Source organism: uncultured Oscillibacter sp. (assembly GCF_947654275.1).
Taxonomy (GTDB): Bacteria; Bacillota; Clostridia; order Oscillospirales; family Oscillospiraceae; genus Oscillibacter.
The window spans coordinates 1-26,394 of sequence record NZ_CANTJS010000027.1 but is presented as its reverse complement, the minus strand read 5'-3'; the positions used below and the strand labels follow the sequence as shown (position 1 = coordinate 26,394).

The 26,394-nt window shown below is 59.3% G+C and carries 24 protein-coding genes and 1 pseudogene; 15 read left to right on the top strand and 10 right to left on the bottom strand.

Annotated elements, in window-relative coordinates:
• Nucleotides 1-179 precede the first annotated feature (179 nt).
• The 4 genes and pseudogenes from Q0063_RS08675 (at nt 180) to Q0063_RS08660 (ending at nt 5,029) form a co-directional block, all read left to right on the top strand.
• Entirely contained in the window at nt 180-1,433 is a 1,254-nt protein-coding gene (locus tag Q0063_RS08675; protein WP_297871583.1) for an MFS transporter, read from the top strand.
• Between the two features lie 435 nt (nt 1,434-1,868).
• Nucleotides 1,869-2,990 carry a DUF362 domain-containing protein gene (locus tag Q0063_RS08670; protein WP_297871582.1) on the top strand — a complete coding sequence of 374 codons (1,122 nt, stop codon included), beginning with the start codon at nt 1,869-1,871 and terminating at the stop codon, nt 2,988-2,990.
• A 264-nt stretch (nt 2,991-3,254) separates the two neighbouring features.
• Nucleotides 3,255-3,712, top strand: a pseudogene (gene tnpA, locus Q0063_RS08665) (IS200/IS605 family transposase).
• Between the two features lie 672 nt (nt 3,713-4,384).
• Nucleotides 4,385-5,029 (top strand): single-stranded DNA-binding protein, encoded by a 645-nt coding sequence (locus tag Q0063_RS08660; RefSeq protein WP_297871581.1) that lies wholly within the window; start codon nt 4,385-4,387, stop codon nt 5,027-5,029.
• A 47-nt stretch (nt 5,030-5,076) separates the two neighbouring features.
• On the opposite strand, the gene Q0063_RS08655 is transcribed toward Q0063_RS08660, so the two are convergent.
• Together Q0063_RS08655 and Q0063_RS08650 are read right to left on the bottom strand one after the other, a co-directional pair.
• The gene (locus Q0063_RS08655) at nt 5,077-7,197 is read right to left on the bottom strand and encodes a sodium-translocating pyrophosphatase (protein WP_297871580.1); all 2,121 of its coding nucleotides are present in this window, start codon (nt 7,195-7,197) and stop codon (nt 5,077-5,079) included.
• Between the two features lie 401 nt (nt 7,198-7,598).
• Complete coding sequence (locus tag Q0063_RS08650) at nt 7,599-8,243, bottom strand: hypothetical protein (RefSeq protein WP_297871579.1); 645 nt, start codon at nt 8,241-8,243, stop codon at nt 7,599-7,601.
• A gap of 913 nt (nt 8,244-9,156) precedes the next feature.
• Between Q0063_RS08650 and Q0063_RS08645 the strand changes: the two genes are divergently transcribed.
• The gene (locus tag Q0063_RS08645; RefSeq protein WP_297871578.1) at nt 9,157-10,041 is read left to right on the top strand and encodes a metallophosphoesterase; all 885 of its coding nucleotides are present in this window, start codon (nt 9,157-9,159) and stop codon (nt 10,039-10,041) included.
• A 19-nt stretch (nt 10,042-10,060) separates the two neighbouring features.
• On the opposite strand, the gene Q0063_RS08640 is transcribed toward Q0063_RS08645, so the two are convergent.
• Entirely contained in the window at nt 10,061-10,246 is a 186-nt protein-coding gene (locus tag Q0063_RS08640; protein ID WP_297871577.1) for a hypothetical protein, read from the bottom strand.
• A gap of 76 nt (nt 10,247-10,322) precedes the next feature.
• Here Q0063_RS08640 and Q0063_RS08635 point away from each other — a divergent pair, with 76 nt between their 5' ends.
• The 10 genes from Q0063_RS08635 to gdhA all read left to right on the top strand — a co-directional run bounded on the left by Q0063_RS08635 (nt 10,323) and on the right by gdhA (nt 19,045).
• A complete protein-coding gene (locus tag Q0063_RS08635; RefSeq protein WP_297871576.1) occupies nt 10,323-10,538 on the top strand; it encodes a helix-turn-helix domain-containing protein in 216 nt (71 codons plus the stop codon).
• Between the two features lie 13 nt (nt 10,539-10,551).
• Nucleotides 10,552-10,767: a helix-turn-helix domain-containing protein gene (locus Q0063_RS08630; RefSeq protein ID WP_297871575.1), complete on the top strand. Its 216-nt coding sequence runs from the start codon at nt 10,552-10,554 to the stop codon at nt 10,765-10,767.
• A gap of 13 nt (nt 10,768-10,780) precedes the next feature.
• On the top strand, nt 10,781-10,999 hold the full coding sequence (locus tag Q0063_RS08625) for a helix-turn-helix domain-containing protein (protein ID WP_297871574.1): 219 nt from the start codon (nt 10,781-10,783) through the stop codon (nt 10,997-10,999).
• A gap of 392 nt (nt 11,000-11,391) precedes the next feature.
• Entirely contained in the window at nt 11,392-13,290 is a 1,899-nt protein-coding gene (gene mnmG, locus Q0063_RS08620) for a tRNA uridine-5-carboxymethylaminomethyl(34) synthesis enzyme MnmG (RefSeq protein WP_297871573.1), read from the top strand.
• A complete protein-coding gene (locus tag Q0063_RS08615) occupies nt 13,287-13,625 on the top strand; it encodes a hypothetical protein (protein ID WP_297871572.1) in 339 nt (112 codons plus the stop codon). Before mnmG ends, Q0063_RS08615 begins: the two co-directional genes overlap by 4 nt.
• Nucleotides 13,626-13,683: 58 nt before the next feature.
• Nucleotides 13,684-14,352: a cyclase family protein gene (locus Q0063_RS08610; RefSeq protein WP_297871571.1), complete on the top strand. Its 669-nt coding sequence runs from the start codon at nt 13,684-13,686 to the stop codon at nt 14,350-14,352.
• Nucleotides 14,353-14,413: 61 nt separating this feature from the next.
• Nucleotides 14,414-15,742, top strand: coding sequence for a MurT ligase domain-containing protein (locus Q0063_RS08605; RefSeq protein WP_297871570.1), 1,329 nt, complete (start codon nt 14,414-14,416; stop codon nt 15,740-15,742).
• Between the two features lie 3 nt (nt 15,743-15,745).
• The gene (locus tag Q0063_RS08600) at nt 15,746-16,477 is read left to right on the top strand and encodes a type 1 glutamine amidotransferase (protein ID WP_297871569.1); all 732 of its coding nucleotides are present in this window, start codon (nt 15,746-15,748) and stop codon (nt 16,475-16,477) included.
• A 148-nt stretch (nt 16,478-16,625) separates the two neighbouring features.
• The gene (locus Q0063_RS08595; protein ID WP_297871568.1) at nt 16,626-17,429 is read left to right on the top strand and encodes a cell wall hydrolase; all 804 of its coding nucleotides are present in this window, start codon (nt 16,626-16,628) and stop codon (nt 17,427-17,429) included.
• Between the two features lie 266 nt (nt 17,430-17,695).
• Complete coding sequence (gene gdhA / locus Q0063_RS08590) at nt 17,696-19,045, top strand: NADP-specific glutamate dehydrogenase (protein ID WP_297871567.1); 1,350 nt, start codon at nt 17,696-17,698, stop codon at nt 19,043-19,045.
• A 112-nt stretch (nt 19,046-19,157) separates the two neighbouring features.
• Here the strand turns inward: gdhA and Q0063_RS08585 are convergent, their stop codons facing one another.
• From Q0063_RS08585 to Q0063_RS08555, 7 genes are all read right to left on the bottom strand, one after another.
• Nucleotides 19,158-20,801, bottom strand: coding sequence for a recombinase family protein (locus tag Q0063_RS08585; RefSeq protein WP_297871566.1), 1,644 nt, complete (start codon nt 20,799-20,801; stop codon nt 19,158-19,160).
• Nucleotides 20,801-21,211, bottom strand: coding sequence for a recombinase family protein (locus Q0063_RS08580; RefSeq protein WP_297871565.1), 411 nt, complete (start codon nt 21,209-21,211; stop codon nt 20,801-20,803). The genes Q0063_RS08585 and Q0063_RS08580 overlap by 1 nt, the downstream gene beginning before the upstream one ends.
• A gap of 87 nt (nt 21,212-21,298) precedes the next feature.
• Nucleotides 21,299-21,457: a hypothetical protein gene (locus tag Q0063_RS08575; RefSeq protein WP_297871564.1), complete on the bottom strand. Its 159-nt coding sequence runs from the start codon at nt 21,455-21,457 to the stop codon at nt 21,299-21,301.
• 507 nt (nt 21,458-21,964) lie between these two features.
• On the bottom strand, nt 21,965-22,201 hold the full coding sequence (locus Q0063_RS08570; protein WP_297871563.1) for a helix-turn-helix domain-containing protein: 237 nt from the start codon (nt 22,199-22,201) through the stop codon (nt 21,965-21,967).
• A gap of 6 nt (nt 22,202-22,207) precedes the next feature.
• A complete protein-coding gene (locus Q0063_RS08565; RefSeq protein WP_297871562.1) occupies nt 22,208-22,639 on the bottom strand; it encodes an RNA polymerase sigma factor in 432 nt (143 codons plus the stop codon).
• A 484-nt stretch (nt 22,640-23,123) separates the two neighbouring features.
• Nucleotides 23,124-25,616 (bottom strand): ABC transporter permease, encoded by a 2,493-nt coding sequence (locus tag Q0063_RS08560; RefSeq protein ID WP_297871561.1) that lies wholly within the window; start codon nt 25,614-25,616, stop codon nt 23,124-23,126.
• Nucleotides 25,613-26,287, bottom strand: a complete 675-nt coding sequence (locus tag Q0063_RS08555; protein ID WP_297871560.1) for an ABC transporter ATP-binding protein — start codon at nt 26,285-26,287, stop codon at nt 25,613-25,615. The genes Q0063_RS08560 and Q0063_RS08555 overlap by 4 nt, the downstream gene beginning before the upstream one ends.
• Nucleotides 26,288-26,394 lie beyond the last annotated feature (107 nt).

Genomic DNA, 26,394 nt, shown 5'->3' with positions numbered 1-26,394 from the left:
AAGATCTCCTTGTTTGACGGGGAAAATCCTCGCCCAACCGACATTCCCCGGTTATGAATACAGGTTTTCAGTCTCCGGAGGAACAAACCTGAAAAAGAACTGCCGCAGGCGGGCAGTTTTTTTTGAAGATATAAAAACCGACGGTCGGTTTCTGAAATCAAGACGAAAGGAAGCTTTTCATGAACACGAATCAAGGGACCCTGTTCCGCCGGGATTTCACCCTGGTGGTCATCGGGCAGATCATCTCTCTCTTCGGCAGCGCCATTCTGCGTTTTGCCCTGCCGCTGTACCTGCTGCGGCAGACCGGCTCCCCGGCCCTCTTCGGTGCGGTGGGGGCGGCGGCCTTCATCCCCGCCGTGCTGTGCGCCCCCATCGGCGGCGTGGTGGCGGACCGTGTGAACAAGCGGAACATCATGGTCCTTCTGGATTTCTCCACGGCGGGGCTGATTCTGGTCTTCGCCCTTCTTTTGGACTGGGCCCCTCTTGTGCCGCTGATGGCGGTGTGCCTCATGCTGCTCTACGGCATCGCCGGGGCCTATCAGCCGGCGGTCCAGGCCAGCATCCCCCTTCTGGCCCGGGCGGAGCAGCTTACCAGCGCCAACGCCGTCATCAACATGGTGCAGACCCTGTCGGCCCTGCTGGGGCCGGTGACTGGCGGCGTGCTGTTCGGGGCCTTCGGCATCCGGCCCATTCTGTGGGTGGGCAGTCTCTGCTTCTTCCTCTCCGCCGTGATGGAGCTCTTCATCCGCATCCCCCACACGCCCCGGGCGGCGGCGGGCAGCGCCCTGGCCACGGTCCGGCAGGACCTGGGGGAGAGCTGGCGGTTTATCCGCCGGGAGCGGCCGGTGTTTCTCTCCGTGGTGCTGGTGCTGGCCCTGTTCAATCTGGTGCTCTCCGCCGCCCTGGTGGTGGGCATTCCCGTGGCGGTGGTCCAGGTGCTGGGCATGAGCGACAGCCGCCTGGGCCTCACCCAGGGGGCCATGGGTCTGGGGGGCCTTTTCGGCGGCCTGCTGACGGCCTGCCTGGGGGCACGGCTGCCCCTCCGGCGGGGCGGGGCGGTGCTGCTGGCCGCCAGCGCCACGGCGGCGGGCATGGGAGCCGCGCTGCTGCCGGGGGTCCCGGCCCTCCCGGGCTGGTGGGGCGTGACAGCCATGAGCTTCGCCGTGATGGTTCTGTCCACCATGCTGACAGTGGTTCTCAGCGCCGCCGTCCAGGGCCGGACGCCTCCGGAGCTGCTGGGGAAGGTGATGTCCTTCATCATGGCGGTGTCCAGCTGCGCCGCCCCTTTGGGTCAGGCGGTGTACGGGGCCCTGTTCGAGCGCTGCCCGGCCTGGGCGGTGCTGCTGGGGGCTGCCGGGGCGGCGGCGCTGACCGCGGTCTATTCCCGGCAGGTGTTCCGGGCGCTGGCCTCAGACTCGGGGGCGGAGGTCTGACGCCGTCCGGCGGGGACAGGCGGAGCGGAGGAAAAAACGGAAAGGCAAAAAGCGGAAAGAGGCGTGGCCCATCTGCCGGAAAGCCCTGTATCATTGTGAGAGCGGGCGGGCACAGAGGCCCGCCCCCACAGGCGCCGCTCTAGGAGTCAGGCACAAAGCCCGCCCCTTCTTCTGATTTCTGAAAAAATGTGTGAACGGACGTTCCCGGCGGAAAAATTCCTCTTGACATGGAGTAAGCTCCAGATGATATGATAGAGGGCAGACAGACGCGCTCAGTCACGGAATCTGAAGAACCGTTAAAAGCCCCCGGAAGGGATTGCGAAAGGGTTCGCGAAAGGGTTCGCGAAAAGGTTCGCGAAAGGGTTTGCGAAAAGGTTCGCGAAAAGGTCCACGAAAAAAACCGCGGGGGAAACAAGAGGAAAAGGAGAATGCCCTATGGCGGAAAAATCGAAGGTTTACTTTGCGGACTTCCGCTGTCCCAGCTGGCGGGAGAACCTGCCCCAGAAGCTGGCCCGCCTGATGATGACCGCAGGCTTCGGTGAAATCGACATGGAAGACAAATACGTCGCCATCAAAATGCACTTCGGTGAGCCGGGGAACCTGGCCTACCTCCGGCCCAACTGGGCCAGGGCGGTGGCGGACCTGGTGAAATCCCAGGGCGGCAGGCCCTTCCTGACAGACGCCAACACGCTGTATGTGGGCGGGCGGAAAAACGCCCTGGACCACATTGAGTCCGCCTATGTCAACGGCTTCACCCCCTACTCTACCGGCTGCCACATCATCATTGCCGACGGGCTGAAGGGCACCGACGAGGTCTGCGTTCCCGTGGAGGGCGGCGAGTACGTCAAGGAGGCCAAAATCGGCCGGGCCGTGATGGACGCGGATGTGTTCGTCTCCCTCACCCACTTCAAGGGTCACGAGCAGGCCGGCATGGGCGGCGTGCTGAAAAACATCGGCATGGGCTGCGGAAGCCGGGCAGGCAAGATGGAGCAGCACAACTCCGGAAAGCCCTTCGTCAAGGAAAAGGCCTGTGTGGGCTGCAAAGCCTGCGCCAAAATCTGCGCCCACGGCGCGCCTCAGTTCGGCCCCGGCGGCAAGGCCCATATCGACACGGACAAATGCGTGGGCTGCGGCCGGTGCCTGGCGGTCTGCCCCAAGGACGCCATTCAGTGCATGTTTGACGAGGCCCCGGAGATTCTGAACAGGAAGATTGCCGAGTACACCAAGGCGGTGGTGGAGGGCCGGCCCTGCTTCCATGTGTCCCTGGTGCTGGATATCTCTCCCAACTGCGACTGTCACGCCGAGAACGACGCGCCCATTGCCGCCGACGTGGGCATGTTCGCCTCCTTCGACCCGGTGGCGCTGGACCAGGCCTGCGCCGACGCGGTGGTGGCCCAGCCGCCCCTGCCGGGTTCCATGCTGTTTGACGAGGGCGTCGACTGTTCCTGCGGCGACGTCTTCAAGGCCGCCCATCCGGACACCCACTGGCAGTCCTGCCTGGAGCACGCGGAGAAGCTGGGCCTGGGAACCCGGGCGTATGAGCTTGTCAAAATTTGACTAAAATTTCACATTCCCCCTTGCATCGAAGAGACCGATAAGGTATGATGGGAACAACATGTTTCAAAGGCCCATCAGCCGGTCCTGCGACTTTTGCCGCGGCCGTAAACCGGCCGCGGCTTTTTGTATAAAAGAAAACCACTCGCTAGGCGAGTGGTTCAAAAGAAGCCTAATGGCGATGATGTAGACAAGAAAACTCCCTTTGCTCTAGAATAGAGATGCGGTCTGGCAGCTGCATCAAGTAAGCAAAGGGAGGTCATCCGAGTGAATGACATAAGCAGTTTATCACACACGAAGTGGAATTGCAAATACCATATAGTGTTTGCGCCGAAATATCGCAGGAAGGTGTTCTATGGGGAAAAGAAGCGAGAGATAGGAGAAATTCTGCGAACGCTGTGTGCGTGGAAAAAGGTAAAGATCATAGAGGCAGAAGCGTGTCCGGATCATATCCACATGTTGGTAGAGATTCCGCCTAAAGTGGCGGTGTCGAGCTTCATGGGATATCTGAAGGGGAAGAGCAGCCTGATGATCTATGAGAAGTTCCCGGAACTGCGGTATAAGTATCGGAACCGGGAATTCTGGTGCAGAGGTTACTATGTAGATATAGCGGGAAAGAATGCAAAAAAGATTGCAGAGTATATCCAGCACCAGTTGGATGAAGACAAGGCAGGAGAACAACTGACGATGGGAAATTTCTGAGCCCGTTTACGGGCGGCAAGTAGCAGAGCTCTCGCGGCTGTCAGACCGTACTTGCGCGACGGGACGCGCTCGCTGGTAACATAGGGCTTTGCCCGTCTATGAAGAACCCCCGGCTTTGCCGGGGGGTTCCTATTCATCCCTTCCGGAGTTCCCAGGAAATTCCCAGGAAATTTTCAGGAAAATTCCAGAAAAGCCTGTCACACATCCGCGGAGCGCCGTCTAATACTCATTTCAAATAAAACGATTCGTTTTATTTGAAACAGAACCGCATTCTGCGTTTCCGTTTTGCGCCAGAATGGCGCAAAACACGTCTCATAAGAATCCAACACGCTTTCAGCGCTGTCAAAAGCTTTTGAATGGATTCTAGGGCCTGATCACATAAGCCCACGCGCACGTCTTTTCGGCAAATTTTGCCGCCTGCTTCGTTAAAAATTTTTGCCGTACGCCAGTACGCCTGCAAATTTTTGCCTCGCATCCGGCTAAAATTTGCTCGAAAATCCGCACATGTGGTTTATGTGAACAGCCCCTAGCACAAGCGGTCCTTTCCCGTCATGCCGCTTCTCCCGTCCGCCGGGACCGCTCCCCTGTCCGGCGGGAAACATTCCGGCCCATTCAGTATCCCCGGCGATGAATACAGGTTCTAACCATCCCGCGCCCATCATAGGATACACCATCACGACCGAGAGGTGGACAACATGACGACGAAAAATGAGGTGCTGCTGGAGGGCCTGGTTCTGGCGGAGCCGGAATGGTCCCATGAAAACCACGGGACTCAGTTTTACCGCGTGACTCTACAGGTGCCCCGGCTGTCCGGACAGGTGGACGTGCTGCCCCTGCTGGCGCCGGGAGCTCTGGCGGCGCAGACAGCGCCGGGCCGGCTGCTTCGGGTCCGGGGCCAGCTGCGTTCCTTTAACAACCGTAGCGGCGTGGGCAGCCGCCTGGTGCTGACGGTCTATGCCCAGGAGTTCCAGCCGGGGCTGGACGAGGCCTGCAACCAGATCACACTGGCGGGGGCCCTGTGCAAGCCGCCGGTGTTCCGCCGGACGCCTCTGGGCCGGAGCATCTGCGACCTGATGCTGGCGGTGCCCCGGCGCTATGGCCGGGCGGACTATCTGCCCGTCATCGCCTGGGGCCAGCTGGCGGTCAAGGCCAGCCGCCTTCAGGTGGGGGACCCCCTTGCTCTGGAGGGCCGGGTCCAGAGCCGTACATATTACAAGAATCTGGACTCCGGCGAGACGGAGGAACGGGTGGCATATGAGGTCTCTGTGATGCGCCTGCTGGACGGGGCGGAGCTGGAGGAGACCGAGACGGCGGCCGCAGTAAAAGGGCCCTCCGCGTAAGCGGGGGCCCTTTCGCCGCAGGGGACGGATTTGAAAGGGAGAGGTTTTTACAGGAAGTTCATGAGGTTAAAGGCCAGAATCAGGCCGGAGAACACGATGGACACGGTGGAGCAGAGCTTGATGAGGATGTTCAGGGAGGGGCCGGAGGTGTCCTTGAAGGGGTCGCCCACGGTGTCGCCCACCACGGCGGCCTTGTGCTGCTCGGAGCCCTTGCCGCCGTGGTGCCCGGACTCGATGTATTTCTTGGCGTTGTCCCAGGCGCCGCCGGCGTTGGACATGAACACCGCCATGGCGAAGCCGGAGACGGACACGCCGCCCAGCAGGCCAACCACGCCGGTGGGTCCCAGAATCAGGCCGGTGACGATGGGCACCACAATGGCCAGCACGGCGGGGGAGACCATCTCCCGCAGCGCGCCCTTGGTGCACAGGCCCACGCAGGAGGCGTAGTCCGGCTCGGCCTGGTATTCCATGATGCCGGGGATTTCCCTGAACTGGCGGCGGACCTCCACCACGATGGACTGGGCCGCCTTCTGCACGGCGTTCATGGTTTCGGCGGTGAAGACGAAGGTCAGCATGGCGCCGATGAAGAGACCCACCAGAACCGTGGGGCTGGTGAGGGTGAAATTCAGATTTTCCGCTGTGCGCTCCTGGACGATGTTGACATAGCTGACCAGCAGGGCCAGGGCGGTGAGGGAGGCGGAGCCGATGGCAAAGCCCTTGCCGGTGGCGGCGGTGGTGTTGCCCAGGGAGTCCAGGGCGTCGGTGCGCTGGCGGACGGTCTCCGGCAGGCCGCTCATCTCGGCAATGCCGCCGGCGTTGTCGGCCACGGGGCCGTAAGCGTCCGTCGCCAGGGTGATGCCCAGGGTGGAGAGCATGCCCACGCCGGCGATGCCGATGCCGTAGAGCCCTCTGTTAAAGGCGTCGCTGAACACGCCCGCTGCGTCCATGATGTAGATGGAGCCGCCGGCGGCAAAGTAGCTCACCAGCACCGCCGCCGCCACGATGACGATGGAGACGAAGGTGGACTTGAGACCCAGGGAGATGCCGCCGATGATGATGGTGGCGGAGCCGGTTTCGGAGGCCGCCGCCAGGTCCTGGGTGGGCTTGTAGGTGTCGGAAGTGTAGTACTCGGTGAAGTAGCCGATGGCGCAGCCCCCCACCAGTCCGCAGAGGATGGCGATGTACACGCCCCAGCTGCCCAGAATGAACCGGGTCAGGGGAGCCGCCAGCACCGCCGCCAGGGCCGCCGCGGTATAGGTGCCGGTGCGCAGGCTCTTCAGAAGGGACTCCTGGGTGGCGTCCTCCCGGGTCTTCACCAGGAAGGAGCCCAGGATGGAGCAGAGAATGCCGCAGACCGCCAGGGCCATGGGCAGCAGCATGCCGTTCCAGCCGTAGCCGCCCACAGCGCCCAGGGCGAAGGTGGCCAGGATGGAACCCACATAGGACTCGTAGAGGTCCGCGCCCATGCCGGCCACGTCGCCTACGTTGTCGCCCACATTGTCCGCGATGGTGGCGGGGTTCCGGGGGTCGTCCTCGGGGATGCCGGCCTCCACCTTGCCCACCAGGTCCGCGCCCACGTCGGCGGCCTTGGTGTAGATGCCGCCGCCCACACGGGCGAAGAGGGCCATGAAGGACGCGCCCATGCCGTTCATGACCATGACGTTGCCCAGGGCGGCGGGAGCCGTCACGCCGAAGGCATAGCGCAGGAGGAAGAACCACATGGTGATGTCCAGCATGCCCAGGCCCACCACGGTGAAGCCCATGACGGAGCCGGAGGAAAAGGCCACCCGCAGGCCCTTGTTCAGGCTCTCGGAGGCGGCCTGGGCGGTGCGGGCGTTGGAGTTGGTGGCAATCTTCATGCCGATGAAGCCCGCCAGCATGGAGAAGATGCCGCCGGTGACAAAGGCGAAGGGTGTGAACTTGGAGAGCATCCGCCCGCCGGAGGCAAAGGCCATGACCAGCAGGATGATGAAGACCACGATGAAGACCTTGAACACGGTGGTGTACTGTTGTTTCAGGTAAGCGTTTGCGCCGGCGCGGATATTGGCGGCGATTTTCTGCATTCTCTCGTTGCCCTCTGAGTAGGACAGGACTTTTTTTGCCTGAACCCAGGCAAACAGTCCGGCCACGATGGCGCCGAGGAAACCGATCCAAAACAGATTTTCCATACGATCCACTCCTTCTTGGTATAGTATCGGGGGCTGCGGGTCTCCTGTATGCTCTTATTTTAGCATAATGAAACATTTTTGCAATAGTAAAACGGATATTTTCTTTCGCAAACGTTGTATTTCTTACAATTACACAAAATTAAGGCGGCGCTTCTGGGTAAAGTGCTCTTTCTGCGTGCAAAATTTTCGTAAAATTGACCGGATTAAGTGTGAAAATTTGGGCGGTTTCGGGAAATCATCCTGTGAGCGCCGGAGCAATGCCCGAAAAATCAAGCGAATTGGGAAATAATGGGCGGTCTACGGAATCAAATACGTAATCGTTTGCGAAAGAGGGCGGCAGGAAAAAGCAAAACGAAAAAAACCCTGAGAGGCGGTCCTCTCAGGGGCTGGGGGGAAGGGGCTCAGTAGACCAGGCGGAACTCGGTGAAGACCCAGCGGTCCTCTTCAAACTCATAGGGGAACGACCAGTATTCCAGACCGGTGACGGCTCCGTCCTCGTCCAGCAGGTCCACGGTGACGCTGACGGTGTAGTCCCCCTCTTCGGAGCGCTCCACCCAGGACTGAACGCCGCCCTTGCCGGGGAGGCGGTCCCGGCCATTGCCGGTGACGCAGAGGACGCCCTCGATGTCCCGGTAGAGGGGGATGTCGCCGCCGGTGTCCAGCAGCCGTTCCGTCAGGTCCTGGGAGAACACGGCCCGCAGGCAGGTCCGCAGATCCTCCATGGTCTGAATGCCCTCCCTGTCCACCTGGCGGTAGAGGGCTCCGTCCGTGACGACGGCGGGGCCGGCGCCGGGGAGGGGCTCCAGGTCGAACCAGGCGTAAAGAGTTTCCGCCCGGCTGTAGGCATCCAGAATTTCCTCGTCGGACAGGGGACGGGCCTCGGACTCCACCCGGGAGCTCCGCAGGCCGCCGCCCTCCGGGGGTCTGGGGCCGGGAACCGCCGTCCGCCCGGGGACGTCTCCGGCGGGAGCGGCACAGCCCGGCGCCAGGAGCAGCACCCACGCCGTCAAAGCCGCCAACAGCAGCGCAGCCAATCTCTTCCGCATCTCGATTCCCTCCTTCCCAGGTTTGTCCGCCGGGCAGTTTGCCCTTGTTCTTACAAATCTAGCCTATCATATTTTTCGACGGATTGCCACGAAAATTTTCCAAAAAAATAACGGATTTCAGGCGGGATTTTTTGGCAACCCGACGGACGCCGGACCGGGGGCCTCTCTGCCTGCTCCGGCCAGGGGAAACGGGCGGGCCGGGCCCCCTTTTAAGGGCTGGAGGCGGCGGACGGAAAAAGCCGCCGGGAAAACCCGGCGGCTGGGAATGGATGCGGGGGATGGAGCCGTTGTCAGCCTGTGTAAAGGGCGCTGAAGCACTTTTCAACCGTTTTTCGGCGGCTTTCCGGCAGCTTTCCGGCGGCAGGCTCCGCTGCGGCGGAAGGGCGGACCCCATGGCTTCGCGGGTCCGTGGGGCGAAATCCGCCCGGCGCTCTTCAGCTGTGTGGCGTATATCGTCAACGGGCATTGGCCCGGCCGGCAGGACAGAAAAAAACCCACGCCGGCGGCGTGGTTACCTTCTTTTTCAGAGTCATCGATCACTGTGGGTCCAGGGCTCATTCAGAAAAATCAGATCGTCCACATCCTCCGGGGCTGCGCTTGGAACAGAAAAAACATGCTGAATCATAGGAATAACCTCCTTACTGTGGTATTGTGGACCTTATCATACCACATTCGGATTGGCAATGCAAGAGGAAATTGACATTTTACATAAATTTCTTACGAGGGCCCCGGGAATTTTCCGTTAAATCCCCAAAGTTCGACCCGGCGGCGGGAGACGGCACGGTCCGCCGGGAAAAAACAGGCCGGAAAATTACCTTTTTTTGTTTTTCCTCTCGCCAGGCGGGGGACTTCTGTGGTATAATACAGCTTAACGCATTTGCGGAACTGACGACGCCGGGGAGATGGAGCGCGCATGGCGAAGCATTCCAAAAAACGCCGTCCTCTGCGGACGGCGCTCAGACTGCTGGCGGCGGCCCTTCTGGCGGCGCTCTTTGTCCATTGGGACAACACTGCCATTCAGACCGCCTGGTTCGAGCCGGTATTCTCCGGCCTGCCCGCGGGCTTCGACGGGTGCCGGATTGTGGTGCTGGGAGACCTGCACAGCGCCTGGTTCGGCCGGGGGAACGAGAGGCTGACGGACGCCGTCCGGGAAGCGGAACCGGACTATATTTTTCTGGTGGGGGACCTGGTGGACGCCTTCCGGGAGGCGCCGGAGGGCTATGCGGAGACCACGGCGGCGGGTCTTGCGGACATCGCTCCCGTCTATTATGTCACCGGGAATCACGAGTGGGCCGCCGGAGACGTTCCGGAGCTGAAGGAGACCCTGGAGGCCCGGGGGGTCACGGTGCTGGACAACCGGTTTGTAACGCTGGAGCGGAACGGGGACGCCATTGTCCTGGCGGGCATCGACGACCCCAACGGCTACGCTGACCAGAAGCCCCCGGAGACGGTGGCGGCGGAGGTCTGCGCCCAATACGGCGATCCCTTCTGGATTCTGCTGGCCCACCGGAACAACCTCTTTCCCCACCGCTACAGCCTGCTGGGGGCGGATCTGGTGGTCTCCGGCCACGGTCACGGGGGCCTGGTCCGGCTGCCCTTTACCGACGGGCTGGTTTCCACGGAGAGGACCCTGTTCCCCTCCTACACAGCCGGGCTCTATGAGAAAAACGGCTCCGTCCTCTTCGTCACCCGGGGCCTGGGCAATTCCGGGCGAACGTTCCGTCTGTTCAACCGGCCGGAGGCGGCAGTGGTCACTTTGAAGAGTGGAGAGTTAGAGAGTGGAGAGTCGGAGAGTTGAGAGTGGAGATTATGAGGAGTCAGGAATTAGGAATTTGGAGGGCGGTCAAAAGCCGGATTCCCAGCCGCAGCCCCTGATAAAAGGAGTACAGCCCCTGTCCCTGGACGGGGTTGTCCCGCATCCATTCCGGCCAGCGCTCCGGGTCCGGACCTCCCACCCAGGCGTGATAGAGCAGTTCAACCACTACGGGGATGTCGTGTGTCATAATGATACCTCCCAATTGCGTAAAATTCTGTATACTCTTATAATACTACGCAACTAGTTGCGTGTCAAGGGGTTTTATGAAATTTTCAGAGAAAATACGGATGCTTAGAAAAGAGAGGAAAATGAGCCAGACTGCACTGGGTGCGGAAGTCGGTTTATCCATGCGGGGATATCAGGATTTGGAGCTTGGGGCAAAGCCTAAATATGATACATTGTTTCGCATTGCGGAATTTTACGATGTTTCCGTGGACTGGCTGATGGGGCGGACGGAAAAGCGGGAAGTGAATCGCTGATGCGGAGGGGATTATGGAATTTTCCGAGAGAATTCGGAGGCTGAGAAGAGCGGAGTATTTGACCCAAGCTCAGCTGGCGGAAAAAATTGGGCTTACGATGCGGGGTTATCAGGATATGGAATTAGGTTCGCTGCCAAGATATGAAAATCTCCTGCGTATTGCCGACTATTATGACGTCTCCGTGGACTGGCTGATGGGGCGGACGGAAAAGCGGGAAGTGAATCGCTGATGCGGAGGGGATTATGAAATTTTCAGAGAAAATTCGGATGCTCCGGAAAGAAACGGGGTTGAGCCAGACGACTGTGGCGTCAGAAATGGGACTTTCCATGAGAGGCTATCAGGATTTAGAGCTGGGGAAAATGCCACGCTATGAAACGCTGCGCTGTGTTGCAGACTATTACGACGTTTCCGTGGACTGGCTGATGGGCCGGACGGAGAACCGGAACGCCCATAAGAGCTGAGAGGGACGACTCCCTCCTGACGGGGGATTTTGAGGGTGGAGAGAGCAGTCCGTACCCCCATTTTAAAACCCCCGTCATCGGGGGGATTCAGGGGGGTGTCCCCCCCTGACGGGGATTCCAAAGGGGCTGGCCCCTTTGGGCCCCCGCGGCAGCGGCCCCGCGGCAGCGCCCCCCGCTGGGAAGCGCCCCCCGCTGGGAAGCGGCCCCATTTTGGGGCCAAAAAAAATTTTGCCTACCAATTGCACGGAGACGTGCAGCAAACGGGTAAAGGATGCGGGGCAATAAGCGAGGGCCCGCCGAGAACGGCAGCGACCCGCGCCCTGTGATCAGCGTTTGGATGCGGAGCGGGGCGGGACGAGCACCAGGGAGGCGGACCCGAGAAGGAGACAGTCATGAGAGAATTCCAGGCCGGACAATTTGACATTGCCGTGATTGGCGCGGGCCACGCCGGCATCGAGGCCGCCCTGGCCGCCGCCCGGCTGGGCATGGAGACCATCGTGTTCACCATCAACCTGGACGCCGTGGGGAACATGCCCTGCAACCCCGCCATCGGCGGCACCGGAAAGGGGCACCTGGTCCGGGAGCTGGACGCCCTGGGGGGCGAGATGGCCAGGGCCGCCGACGCCTGCTGCATCCAGTACCGTCTGCTGAACAGGGGTAAGGGCCCCGCCGTCTGGTCCCTCCGGGCCCAGGCGGACCGACGGAAATACCAGGGGCACATGAAGGCCGTGCTGGAGCGTCAGGAGCGCCTGACCGTCCGGCAGGGGGAGGTGACGGAGATCCGCACCGGCCCGGGGGGCGCCGTGTCCGCCGTGGTGCTGGCCACCGGGGCGGTCTTTTCTGCCCGGGCCGTGATTCTGGCCACCGGGACCTATCTGGCGGGGCGGACCATCGTGGGGGAGTGGGTGGAGGCGTCCGGCCCCGACGGAATGCACCCGGCAAACCGGCTGACGGACTCCCTCTTGCGTCTGGGTTTGCCGCTGCGGCGGTTCAAGACTGGCACGCCGCCCCGGGTAAACGCCCGGACGGTGGACTTTGAGGAAATGGAGCTCCAGCCGGGGGACGCGCTGCCGGTGCCCTTCTCCTACGGCACGGAACGGGCCCCGGAGAATCAGGCAGTCTGCTGGCTCACCTGGACCACCGAGGAAACCAAACGCATCGTCCGGGAAAACCTGGACCGGGCCCCCATGTACTCCGGCCTGATTGAGGGCGTGGGGCCCCGATACTGCCCGTCCTTTGAGACCAAGATTGTGCGCTTTCCCGACAAGCTCCGGCATCAGCTGTTTGTAGAGCCCATGGGCTTGAACACCGAAGAGCTGTATATCCAGGGCTTTTCCTCCTCCATGCCGGAGGACGTGCAGATCGCCATGCTCCACAGCGTGCCGGGGCTGCGGCGGGCGGTGATGACCCGGCCCGCCTACGCCATTGAGTACGACTGCATCGACCCTCTGGCCCTGGCCCCCACCCTGGAGGTGAAGGCCGTCCCGGGACTCTACGGGGCCGGGCAGTTCAACGGCTCCTCCGGCTATGAAGAGGCGGCGGTCCAGGGCTTCTGCGCCGGGGTCAACGCCGTCCGGAAGCTCCGTGGCCAGGACCCCTTCATCCTCTCCCGGTCGGAGAGCTACATCGGCACCCTCATCGACGACCTGGTGACCAAGGGCACCGATGAGCCCTACCGCATCATGACCTCCCGGAGCGAATACCGGCTGCTCCTCCGGCAGGACAACGCGGACCTGCGGCTGACGAAGCGGGGCCACGACATCGGCCTGGTCTCCCGGGAGCGGCTCCAGGCGGTGGAAGAGAAATATGCCGCGGTGGACCGGGAGATCAAGCGCCTGACCCACACCGGGGCCTCTCCCTCCCCGGCGCTGACGGCCTTCCTCGCCGGGAGGGGGACGGCGGACGCCCCCGGCGGCGCGCCTCTGGCGGCGCTGCTGCGGCGGCCCCAGGTGCACTATGACGAGCTGGCCCCCTTCGACCCGGACCGGCCGGAGCTCCCTCCGGACGTGCGGGAGCAGGTGGAGATCAGCGTGAAATACGAGGGCTACATCCGCCGGCAGGAGAAGCAGGTGGAGGAGCTGAAGAAAATGGAGCGCCACCGGCTGCCTGCCGGTCTGGACTACAGCGGAATCCAGGGCCTGCGGCTGGAGGCCCGGGAGAAGCTGGCGGAGGTGGAGCCCCGGGACCTGGGACAGGCGGCCCGCATCTCCGGCGTGTCCCCGGCGGACGTGGCCGCGCTGATGATTTATCTGGAGAACCGCCCGAAAACCGGCGGGGGAGAAGCGCCGTGAGGCGGGCGAGGGCCGTGCTGGTCCTGGAACTGGCGCTGCTGCTGGCGGTCTGGCCCTTCTTCTGGTGGGCCATGCTGGCCCCCAGACATCTGTTTTACCGGACGCCGGAGGCGGTCCGGCTGGTCTGCCAGGCGTCCCCCTGGCTGATGGCGCTGGACACCATTCCCGGCCTGCTGGGCCTGTGGGCGCTGGGGGGCGTGAAGCGGGAGGAGCGGGGATGGACCTGCCGTTTGGCGGCGCTCCTCTGCCTGCCCCACATCGCCGCCGGCTGCCTGCTGATTGGAATGTGGCTGGTGATTCGGCTCATTACGGTGTTCCTGGGATTCATCTTTTGAAAACTCTGTCTGACCCACAGCAAATCTGTCTACACTCACAAGAAAGGAAGCGCTTCTCATGCTGATCGACCTGACGCACACCATCACACCGGAGATTCCCGTGTACCCCGGCACGCCGGTTCCCGCCCTTCCTCCGGCCTGCACCCTCACCGGGGACGGGTTCCGGGAAACCATGCTGACCATGTCCTCCCACACGGGCACACACATGGACGCCCCCGCCCATCTGCTGCGGGACGGGGCCACCCTGGACCAGCTGCCCATGTCCCAGTTTTCCGGCCGGGCCACGGTGCTGGACGTGTCCGGCCTGGGGGCCGGGAACGTGATTACGGAGGAGTTTCTGCGGGAGCGGCATGACGACATCTACTGCATGGACTTCGTGCTCTTCTACACCGGCTGGGAGGACCGCTGGGGCGGGCCGGAATTCCTGGAGGACCGTTTCCCGGTTCCCAACGAGGCGGCGGCCCGGTACCTGACTTCCTGCGGCCTCAAGGGCGTGGGCACCGACGCCATCAGCATCGACCGGATGGACGGCGGGCTCCCCGTCCACAACATCCTGCTGAAGGCCGGGGTGCTGAGCCTGGAAAACCTGTGCCTGAAAAAGGTCCGGGACCGGAAGAACTTCTTGTTCTTCGCCATTCCCCTGAAGTTCCGGAACGCCGACGGGTCCCCCGTCCGGGCCTTTGCGGAGCTGCGGGAGAACTTTGAGAAGGACAGGAGAAAACGGTGAGGGGCGAAGCGCCGGCGGCTGATGCAGAGCTGACGCAGAAACGTTTTGAAGAGGGGTCATTATGAGAAAGATTCTGGCTGTCATATTGTGTAAACTGGGCCGGGCCGCGGGAAAGCTGGTGGGGAAAGGGAGCTCCCTGCCGGGCAAGCTGGCTCTGAAAATCTGCCCGGACATCCTGGGACGGGTGGAGCTGCCAAAGCACATCATCGCCGTCACCGGGTCCAACGGCAAGACGTCTACGGTGGAGATGATTGCCTCCATTCTCCGGGCGGACGGCAAAACCGTGGTCTACAACGAGGAGGGCTCCAACCAGATCGAGGGCGTGACGACGCTGGTGCTGACCCACGCCGACCTGAGGGGAAGAGTGAAGGCCGACGTGCTGCTCATTGAGTCCGACGAGCGCTATGCCGCCCACACCTTCCGGTTCTTCCATCCCACGGAGTTCGTGGTCACCAACCTCTACCGGGACCAGCTCACCCGGAACGGCCACCCGGAATGGGTCTACGACTCCATTCTCCCGGCCCTGCACCCGGACACGGAGCTGATTCTGAATGCCGACGATCCGCTGTCCTCCTGCTTCGGACGGGGGCGGGAGGGGGTGAAGTGGTTCGGCCTGGACCGCTGCGCCATCGACCTGGAGAGGCCCTCCGGGGTCTATCACGACGGGGCCCGCTGCCCGGTCTGCCGCAGTTCCATGGAATACGATTACGTCCACTACAACCACATCGGGGCCTTCCGCTGCACGAATCCCGCCTGCGGCCACCAGAAGCCCCGGACGGACTACACCGTCACGGCGGTGGACCTGGACCGGTGCGAGCTTGTTCTGGACGGCGGCACAAAAATATCTCTGGCCTTCCCCAGCATCTATAATGTCTACAACATTCTGGCGGCCTATGCCGCCTGCCGGGAGTGCGGCGTCGGAGAGCAGACCGCCGCCGGGGTTCTCGGCAGCTACCTGCTGAAAAACGGGCGGATGCAGACCTTCCGCCTGGGGGGCCACCACGGCACCCTGCTGACCAGCAAGCATGAGAATTCCATCGCCTACGACACCAACCTCCGCTATATCGCCGGACGGAAAACGGACTGCTCCGTGCTGGTGATTGTGGACGCAGTGAGCCGGAAGTATTTTACCAGCGAGACCAGCTGGCTTTGGGACATCGACTTCGGCCAGCTGAATGTCCCCCACGTGAAAAAGGTGGTTCTCTCCGGCCGGTATTGCAGCGACCTGGCCCAACGGTTCTCCTTTACGGAGCTTTCAAACTGGTTTGTCACGCCGGATATCTCCGCGGCGGCGGCGGAGCTGAAGGCCGCCGGAGACGAAGAGCTGTACGTGGTTACCTGCTTCTCCGACCGGGACAAGCTGCTGGCCCACGTGGAAAAGGAGGGGTGAGTCATGGAGGTGCGGATTCTTCATGTTTACCCGGATTTGATGAGCCTTTACGGCAGCTATGCCAACATCGCCGTCCTGCGGCGGTATCTGGAGGGCCTGGGCTGCGCCGTGACGGTGGAGACCCTGGCCCCCGGCGGTGACGGGGATATCAGTAAAGCGGATTTCCTTTACATGGGCGCGGGGACAGAGGGCCAGGCGCGGTTCGCCGCGGAGGACTTCGCCCGGTTCGGCCCGGCGGTGAAGGAGGCTGCCGGGGACAACGCCGTGATGCTCTTCGCCGGAACCGCCATGGAGCTGCTGGGGAAGACCGTCGCCATGGCCGGCGGCGAGGTTTACGAGGGAATCGGCCTGGCGTCCTTTACCACGGTTCAGGGAAAGAAACGGCTGACGGGGGACGTCTACGGCCATACGGAGCTCTATCCCGAGGCGGTTGTGGGCTTTATGAACAAGTGCGCCGTGATTTCCGGCGTCGAAACGCCGCTGCTGTCAAAGGTGGAAATGGGCTGGGGCAATGAGGCGGAGAGAGGGCCGGAGGGCTTCCACTGGAAAAACGTCTTTGCCTCGGAGCTCACCGGCCCCCTGCTGGTGAAGAACCCCAAGCTGCTGGAGACCGTGGCCGCCGCCATCTACGCCCGCCGGGGCGAGGCCCTGCCCCTGGAGCGGCCCGGAGACGAATGGGCGGAAAAGGGATATGCTGTGACGGAAGAGCAGCTGAAAAAGAGAGTGGAGAGTTAAGAGTTGAGAGTGGAGATGTCTTTTGCGGAAGGCGTCTCCGCTCTTTATGTTCCGTATTTTGCCGGTGCTTCCAGAATTTAAGCCTTGTCAGAAAGAGGCTTTTTCGGTATCCTAGACAGTGATATCCCACAGGAAAGGATGGAACTGTTTGAAAAAGCTAATTTTCAGCGCGATTATGGCCGTGCTGGCCCTGTGCCTGCCCGTCTCGGCGGAGGGCGCCGCCCGGACCGTTCCGGTACAGGTGGACGGCGCTGCCCTGGAGGGCGCGGCCTATCTGGACGGCGGCGTGACCTACGCGCCCCTGCGGGACCTGCTGGAAGCAATGGGCGGCTGGACCGTCCGCTGGGACGGCGGGACCGGAACGGCGGTGGCGGAATCCCAGTGCGGGACGCTGCGCCTGACGGCCGACCCGGACCGCGATACGCTGACGCTGAACGGCGAGACCCGCCCTGCCGCCGTGACGGTGCTGGAGGGGCGGACCTATGTGCCCCTGCGCCTGACGGCGGAGGCCCTGGGGGGCAGCGCCGCCTGGGACCCCTGGATGGGGGGCGCGGCGGTCACCACCGCCGGGGCGGAGCACGACGCCGTGGACTACTACTGGCTGTCCCGCATCATCTACGCCGAGAGCGGCGCGGAATCCCTGGAGGGTCAGATGGCCGTGGGCAGCGTGGTGCTGAACCGGGTGGAGAGCGGGGACTTTCCCGACTCCATCCCCGCCGTCATCTTCGAGGGGGCGGGGGAGGACGTGGTTCAGTTTGAGCCTGTGGCCAACGGAATGGTGTACCAAGCCCCCTCGGACCAGGCTATGGAGGCCGCCCGCCGGGTTCTGGCGGGGGAGACCACAGCGGGAAACTCCCTCTATTTCTACGCGCCGGCCCTGTCTCAGGGGGCGTGGATCAATGCCAGCCGCACCTATGAGCTGACCATCGGCTGCCACCGCTTTTATTCCTGACCCCTGATTTTTGACGGACGCAAATCCCCGGTTTTGCCTGCCTTTGGAGGACAAAACCGGGGATTTGACGCATTTGGAAAAAAAGCAAACGATTTTATTTGAGATTTTAGGAATTTTATTTCTTGTGCAAAACCCATTTTTTCCTATATTCTATAAGGGCGGAATCAAGACGGAAAATATGGTCCTTCCACCGCCGGCGGGATACCCCGAGCCGGTTCGGGGCACACTGGGGGAAAAAGAGGCCGAATGAAGAAGGGGCGATCTATATGATCAAAAGCGAGTATTTACAGAAGGTGTATGCACAGGTGGTCACCCGGGACCCCGACCAGAAGGAATTCCATCAGGCGGTTCTGGAGGTGCTGGAGAGCCTGGACCCCATTATCGAGCAGCGTCCGGAGTATGAGAATAAGGGCATTGTGGAGACCTTTGTGGAGCCGGAGCGGGTCATCAGCTTCCGGGTGCCCTGGGTGGACGACAGAGGTGGCATTCACATCAACCGGGGCTACCGGGTTCAGTTCAGCTCCGCCATCGGCCCCTATAAGGGCGGCCTGCGCTTCCACCCCACCGTGAACCTGTCGATTCTGAAGTTTTTGGGCTTTGAACAGATTTTGAAAAACAGCCTTACCGGCCTGCCCATCGGCGGCGCCAAGGGCGGCAGCGACTTTGACCCCAAGGGCAAAAGCGACGGGGAGGTCATGCGCTTCTGCCAGAGCTTCATGACGGAGCTCAGCCGCCACATCGGCCAGTTTGTGGACGTGCCCGCAGGTGACATCGGCGTGGGCGGCCGGGAAATCGGCTACCTCTTCGGCCAGTACCGCCGGGTCCAGGGGACCTACGCCGCCGGCGTCCTCACCGGCAAGGGCCTCAGCTTCGGCGGTTCCCTGGTGCGGACCGAGGCCACGGGCTACGGCCTGTGCTACCTGACCCAGGAGATGCTGGGCAAAATGCGCAGCGACAGCTTCGAGGGCAAGACCGTGGTTATCTCCGGCAGCGGCAACGTGGCTATTTTCGCCACGGAGAAGGCGGCTCAGCTGGGGGGCAGAGTGGTGGCCCTCAGCGATTCCAACGGCTTTATCCACGACCCCGAGGGCATCAAGCTGGACATCGTAAAGGATATCAAGCTGGGCCACCGGGGCCGCATCCGGGAGTATGCCGAGCGGGTGCCCGGCAGCACCTATACCGAGGGCTTCCGGGGCATCTGGAACATCCCCTGCGACATCGCCCTGCCCTGCGCCACGCAGAATGAAATCGACGGGGAGATGGCCAGGACCATTGTGAAAAACGGCTGCATGGCCGTGGCCGAGGGAGCCAATATGCCCTGCCGGCCCGAGGCCATTCAGGAGTTCCAGCACGCCGGTATCCTCTTCGCCCCCGCCAAGGCGGCCAACGCCGGCGGCGTGGCCACCAGCGCCCTGGAGATGAGTCAGAACTCCATGCGCTACGCCTGGAGCTTCGAGGAGGTGGACCGCCGCCTCAAGGGTATCATGGTGAATATTTTCCACAACATCTATGACGCCGCCGAGGAATTCGGACACACCGGCGACCTGGCTATGGGCGCCAACATCGCCGGCTTCAAGAAGGTGGCCGACGCCATGCTGACCCAGGGGCTCATCTGAGCCCGGAGGGGACCGCCTCGGAAGGGTAGAACGGCAAAAAAGGAACAGGACTTTAGGGGAACCCTGATAAAGAAGTTTTCCTGACGGGAGACAGCCGCATGATGCGAGAGCGTCATGCGGTTGTCTCTTTCTCGTACTTGCTATACTCCGGGGACAAGTCGATCTCCCCAATGAAAGTGTAATGTACGTCGATTCGCTGGACACGGTGCCCGCTGGACTTGTCCGGGGCATGAACGACCACCTTCTCCACAAACTCCCGTAAAATTGCCGGGGTCAGCTCGGTGGGCTCGGTGTACTTTTTCACGATTTTCAGAAAGCTCTGGACATTGACGGCCTGGGTTTCGGCGGCATTTACGATAGCCCGGAGGTTTTCAACAGACTGTTTCAAGTCCGCCTGTTCCTTCTCGTAGCCCTCGGACAGCTTCGCAAACCGTTCTGCGTTCAGCTTACCCATAACGTGATCCTCGTAGAGCCTCTGAATGATGGCGTCCAATCCGTTGATCCGCCGCTCCTGCTTTTCCAGGGTTCGCTTGGCCTGCTCCTGCTCCGCCCGCTGTACGGCGGTCTTGTTCTCCATAACGCGCCGTACAAACTCGTCCTCGTCCTCCTGGGCATAGGCCACTACCCTTTGCAGGTTTTGAAGGACCAGCCGCTCCAGAATAACGGCCCGGATATAGTGAGCGGAGCATTGCTTCCTGTTGCGGTAGTTGGCACAGGTGTAGCACTCCTGTTCATGTGTCCAAGATGCGGTCCGGCAATGGTACAGCTTTGCGCCGCAGTCGGCGCAATATACCAGCCCGGAGAACATTCCCATTTCCCCCATTTTTGTGGGGCGGCGGCGCTGCTCCCTGGCCTTCTGCACGATCTCCCATGTTTCCGTGTCGATGATAGCCTTGTGGGTATTTTCAAAGATTACCCATTTCTCCGGGGGATTGTTGATTTTCTTCTTGGACTTATAGGAGAGTTTAGCGGTTTTGAAATTGGTCGTGCGGCCCAGGTAGGCATCCTGCTCCAAAATATCCGCTATGGTATCAGCTCCCCAGCGGCAAGGGTCATCCGGGTGATAGCGCCGAGTTCGGCCTGTACGCTGAAATTCAATGGTCCCCGGCGTGGGGATTTGCCGCTCTTTCAGCATCCGGGCAATCTTGCCGGGGCCGTTGCCCTCTACGCATAACTGGAAAATCAGCTCCACCACCGGCGCGGTTTCCTCGTCAATCAGAAGGTGGCCGTCCTCGGCCCTGGTGTAGCCATAGGGGGCATTAGTTGACAGCCGTTGGCCGGACATTCCCTTATTACGGAATACGGCCCGAATCTTTTTGCTTGTGTCCTTCGCGTACCATTCATTTATGATATTGCGGAAAGGCGTGAAGTCATTAGAGCTTTGATCCTCGCTGTCCACGCCGTCATTGACGGCAATGAAGCGGACGCCCATCTCGGGAAACCGGATTTCCGTATAAAGCCCTACCTCCAGATAGTTCCGGCCAAACCGGGACATATCCTTGACCACGACCATGCTGACAAGCCCGGCCTCAATATCCGTCAGCATTTCCTGGAACCCAGGCCGCTTGAAGCTGGTGCCGGAGTACCCGTCATCTTTGTAAATCTTGTAGTTGGTAATGCCGTGGTCCCTGGCGTACTTGGTCAGGATTTCAATTTGGTGGGCAATGCTGTTGCTGTCCCCCTCATTCTCGTCATCACGGGAGAGGCGGACGTAGAGGGCAACCCACTTCTCAACCAGCGTTTGCAGAATCGCCATTACTGTCCACCTCCAAACAGCGCCGCAATGGGCAGCGCAAGAGAAATGGGACGTTCCGGCGTGATCTGCTCCTTAATGGAGTACAGGCCGACATGATGCCGGGGCAGAAACTTTTCAATCCATTCGCTGATAATGATGTAGTCCCTGGAAAGGCGCGTCAGGTCAAAAAGGATAAGGACTGCTACCTTGCCGGACCGAATGTCGGTTTCCAGCTTCACAAAAGCAGGGCGCGTATCATCAAAGGCGCTGAATCCGCAGTCGGAATAAATGCGGATGTTTGTCAAGCCGTGTTCCTGCGCGTACTTGGACAGAGTGGCCTTCTGCTGGGAAATCGCCGCTTCCATATCATATTTTCCGCTGTCAACGCGGGTATAAATCGCTGTGATTTGCTCGAACTGCCTGTTCATCATAGCCTCCAATCCGGCAGTCACCGTTTCTTGCCTTGTGACACTTATATTATATCAAATGTCAAGAAAAGCGTCAAATTTTGCAGGAAGTCAGCAGGTTTTCCGCTTGGTTTCCTTGTCAAGTAAACGCTTGATTTTTTCAGAAACAGTGACGCCGCTGGCGGCGAAATATCCATTCACGATGTAAGTCGTGGTTCCAATTTTGATCTTTTCAGCATCGGTCTGTCTGCTCAAATTCTTATCAGCCAATGTGAACACCCTTTCTTTGGATTCGCGTCTCACCGTGGGATTTATTCCGGGGTCCCCCGCTCCCCGTGGAATTGCGTCTCACGGTGGGATTTATTTGTGAGTAGGGATGACCGCACAACTGCGTGCGGCTTTTTATGGGCATGAATCGGACGGCTGTTGGCACAGCTCCACGGGCCTTTCACCCCCGCGTGGTTCTCACGCGGCCCTACCCATTGCCTGCGACGCTTTCAACGCTCGGACTGTGGCTGTAAGGGAGTCTCAATGTCCTGTCCGCGTGTCGTCGCCCGCAAGGTGCCGCCCTTGCTTTCCGGCGTGACGGGTGTCGCTCGGCTTTTCCCCGTAGGGGAAAAGTGTCATGGCGCGTCCGCCGTGTGGCTCGGCGCGAACAGATCGTATCCGTTGCCCTATGCTGCGCCGCCGTTATCTTGCGGGCTTTCTTTGTCAAGGTTCAGCAGATCGGGCGGTCAGAACGGGGAAAGGGTAAGCCGTTCCGACAGGCCCGCCTCGTCAGCTCGTGGTGACGATGGCCTGAATGAGCTTGATCTCCAGACGGCGCTTCATGTACTCGTCCAGGCACTCATGGGGATAGCCGCCCTCGTCATAGAGCTTCCGGGTACAGAGCTTGTTTATGTAGCCTCCGTAGTACCGCAGAATCTGCTCCATGGCCTCGGCGTCTCCGGTCTGGGCCGCATGGATCACCGAAAGGGGCAGCAGCTCTCTGCCCTTGTGATGGGGCCGTTTCATTTGCTTTCAACCTCCCTTCGGCATCAACGCCGTCAATTTCGCCCGAAGTCCTTCCAGGGTTTTCGTCCTGCGCCGCTGCACGGCGCTTCTGGACATTCCCAGGAGGCCGCCGATCTCCTCGTCCGTCAGGTCCAGCACACAGCGCAGAATCAAAATGCTCTGCTCCGTGGCAGGGAGACCGGCGAAGGCGTCGGCTACAAGCTCGTTGTCGATCAGCAGGTCATACCCATGCGAGGAAAACACAAAGCTGTCGCTGGGGTAGTGGTCCGCCGTGGAGAGCTTGTCCATTTCCGCCTGCGGAACAGCATCCAGCGAAGTCTCATGCCTCCGCTGGCGGCGCAGGTCCCGCATGTGGTTCCGGGCTTCGTTTCGCAGGACCGCCTTGCAGAAAGCGTCAAAGCGGACCCGCTCGTCATGGTCGCGGGGGATCGATCCCATTTTCTCACCCCCTTTCGTTGGGGGATAAGGTGGTCCTCTCCCTTTCCGCTACCAAGACACCGCCGCTGTCGTTTGCTGCCCGCTAAATGGGCCCTTTTTGAAAAAAATTTTTGGAAATTTTTAGACGGCGGCGAAATTCGACAAAACTCGCCCGGCAGGTCGTAGACCCACCGGGCGAGTTGCACAGTATAATTTACCTTATCTGCACTGTATAGTATAACCTCGTGGCCGCAGTTCTCCCAGGCGGGGGACGGGCTTTTTTTGACGGTTCAAATGCTGTCAAATCGTGTCGAACGGGTATGTACTTCATGGCGGCTGCCTCCTGTCAGCCGCCGTACTTTCCAGCGTTACCGCGTCATTCTTTTGGGGGATAAAAGAACGGCGGCTTAATCTCTTAAAACCGCCGCATGGAACAAATAGGCATGGTAAATCGGTCTGCCCAGCAGCGGTTTTTTCTTTTCTGCCGCTGGGCAGACATTTCTTTTTATTCAACTGCTTCGATAGAATTCACAATACTCATTTTGCTAATTCTTCTCAATGGAATACACGTTGCCAACAAGCAGGCACCAATCGCAAGAACAGTTGCCTCTGCGATTGGAATAATGGGAATAGCAACCAACTGAATAGTATCTGTTGCTGCGGCCTCTACAAAAGTTGTGCAAATATATCCGACTACACTTCCGATCACTGCCGCAAATAAGCCGTAATAGGCTCCTTCCCATAAGAACACTTTGAACAAACTTCCTGTACTCATACCAATGGCGCGCTGCATACCAATTTCCGCAATACGGGTATGAATATTTGTATAGACAGTATTGATGATGTTCAGCAAACCAATCAGAGCGACAAATAAAATCAGTCCCCAGGCCAGCAATCGAATTTGCTCGAAACTCTCTGTAAGCTGGCGGTCTGTCTGCTCATAAGATATAACCGTACTGCCTGGAATCCGTTGGCATAACTGGTCTAACACTTCGTCAAATGCGCCCCGATCAGCATCTGCCGATAGGATTGGCCGCAGTTCCGCGTAAGTCTCAATCCCGGTAAGTTGGGGGTATAGACGATCACTAACCAGGACTTGAACACCGTTTGTAAATCCGTTGTTGCCTACGCTAAAATAGGTGTCATACCCATCAAGCGATAACAATACCGGAAATTCTTTTCCCGCAACAGTAATGTGTGTGCCTGCCTCGATTTGGGTAGTGCCAATATGTTCTTCTCCAATCTGCATAGGAATTGGATTGCGTATCACACAGCCTTCTCCGGCCTTTAACTGTTCCATCTGCTCCGGCGATAGACGCTGTGCGAACTCATCCTCTATCCAGCGGTCATTCAAGCCAACGATTTGAAAGCATTCACTAACACCTAAAGTAATGCTGGTTTCTATGCCAATGGGGTGGTACTGTTCATCCAAGTGGTAAAGTGAAAACTGCTCTGCTGCCACAGCGGATACATTTTCATTTGCCTCCAGTGCGGCAAGTTCACTGGAAGAAATGCCGCCGTATTCATTTACAACCGAGTAATCACCAAGATGATCTGGCATTGCGGAAGAAGCATCCAGTAAAGAACTGAAACTTTGTAATGCGATAAAGACCGTAATGCTCATAACCAAGGACAAAATCGTAATTGCCGTGCGTCCACGGTTACGCTTTAGATTAAGCCGGGCATAAAATGCCTCGAAATTACGGATTTTCTTCGTTTTCCGATTTCTCCGTTTGATTTTGATACTTCGTCCCGCCATAGCCACGGTAGGAGATACTTTTGCGGCATATTGAGCTGCCGGGATGGCTGCTACAAACGCAAAAAATAGTGTAATGAGCGCACTTGCCAACAGGAAAATACCTTTGCCAGAGTTGCTTTCTGCAATCAGAAGATTTAATTCATCTCTGTTCTGCACCAAAAAAATTTCTGGAGAAACCAAACTGGTTGCGGCAGTCAGGATTCCTTTTGCCGACAGCGTTCCCAGCAGAAGTCCAATCGGAATACCAATCGCACAGAGCAAAAGCACTTGGCCCGTCACAAGGAAATAGAGTTGTCGTTTCTCTCCACCAATGGCTCGCAAAGTTCCATACTGCTTGATTCGCTGTACTACTGCAATTTTCAAGATATTATAGATCACCAATCCCGCCGCCAACAGCAGCAACAGTCCGACCATGATTCCCGCTACCAGCATAAGGGAGAATCCTTGGCTGGATGTATCAGACCCACCAGCATCATAGCTGATACCCAAAGCGTCCAGATAGGGGACATTATATAGAGTATCCAATTCATGGACACCCAGTGTAGAAATCAGGTCATTCACAGTCTCTTGAAACGTATTTTTATCGGTTGTCCGAATATCCACATTGTAGTAGAGATAGTTCTCCGGCAACAGCGTTGCTGCCGTTCCCTTGCCCACCACGCCGGTGACGCCGCCAGAGGTATAATTCAGATAATTGCTCTCCAAGATGCCTACCAATGTAAAGTCCGCAGTAAAATCATAAGAGGAAATCTCAATATTGTGACGGAGGGCCTTTGATAGTGAGAGTGATACCGGATCGCCCAAATTACCTTCAAGACCGAGGTGTTGCAGCACATCTTCCGGTAACGCTATTTCCATAGGTGCTTCCGGCAACCGGCCTTCCTTTAGTCGGGAGATTGTAGGATAGATTGCGGCAACATCTTCCTGATATTCCTTCAGCCCCAGGGAAAGGGACGGATTAAGCTCCGTTGTTCCCAAAGTGACATATTCTCCGACAAAAGACAACCGCGAGTCATTTTGTAAAGCCGCAACCTGTTCCTGATTCATCTGCAAAAATGTTGCATAGCGATTGCCACCCAAAGTAATGGCCTGCTGCTGGCGCATGGCAGACAGTACCCCGGCAGATTGTCCAATTACCGCTGTCATCATAGTTGAAAGGACAATGGCAATTAGAATCAGGGTAAAGGTCATCTTTTGCGCCTTGATTTCTTTGAGTGCCAATGCACGATAGGACTTCATTTCGCTGTCACCTCCGAAAGAACGCCATCCACGATTACAAACTGGCGGTCGGCCATCTGCGCCACTCGGCTGTCATGGGTAATGACAACCAGCTTTGTCCCCATCTTTTTCCAAATATTTTGCAGCAGCTCCATCACCTCACTGCCGCTTTTGCTGTCCAGATTTCCGGTCGGCTCATCCGCAAAGATAATGTCAGGCCGAGCAATCAGCGCACGGGCAATCGCCACACGCTGCTGCTGTCCGCCGGAAAGTTCGTGGGGCAAGTGGGTCAGGCGGTCATGGATGCCAAGCATCTGCGAAAGCTGCTCCAAATACGCTTCATCCGGCTGTTTCTTATCCAGAAGCAGGGGCATGATAATGTTCTCTTTTGCCGTCAAGACAGGCAAAAGATTAAATTGCTGGAAGATGAAACCGATGCGCTGGCGGCGAAAGCTGGACAGTTCCTTATCGCTGAAGCTGTATATGTCTTTGCCGTCATAGGTCAGGGTGCCGGAGGTCGGCCTGTCCAACCCGGACAAAAGATGGAGAAGTGTGCTTTTGCCGCTGCCCGACGGCCCCATGATGGAAATAAAATCATTCACATCAATTCCCAGATTGACCTTGTCTAAAGCGATGATCTGGTTTTCACTGCTTCCGTAAATTTTAGACAAATCTTTGGCTTCAATTCTCATAAAAAAGCCCTCCTTATCGTTGATAAGGAGAGCTTACAACACAAATCTCAAGAAATGCTCATGTACGGTAAAGTATCACAAGAAAATTATGTCGAATTGACAGCCGC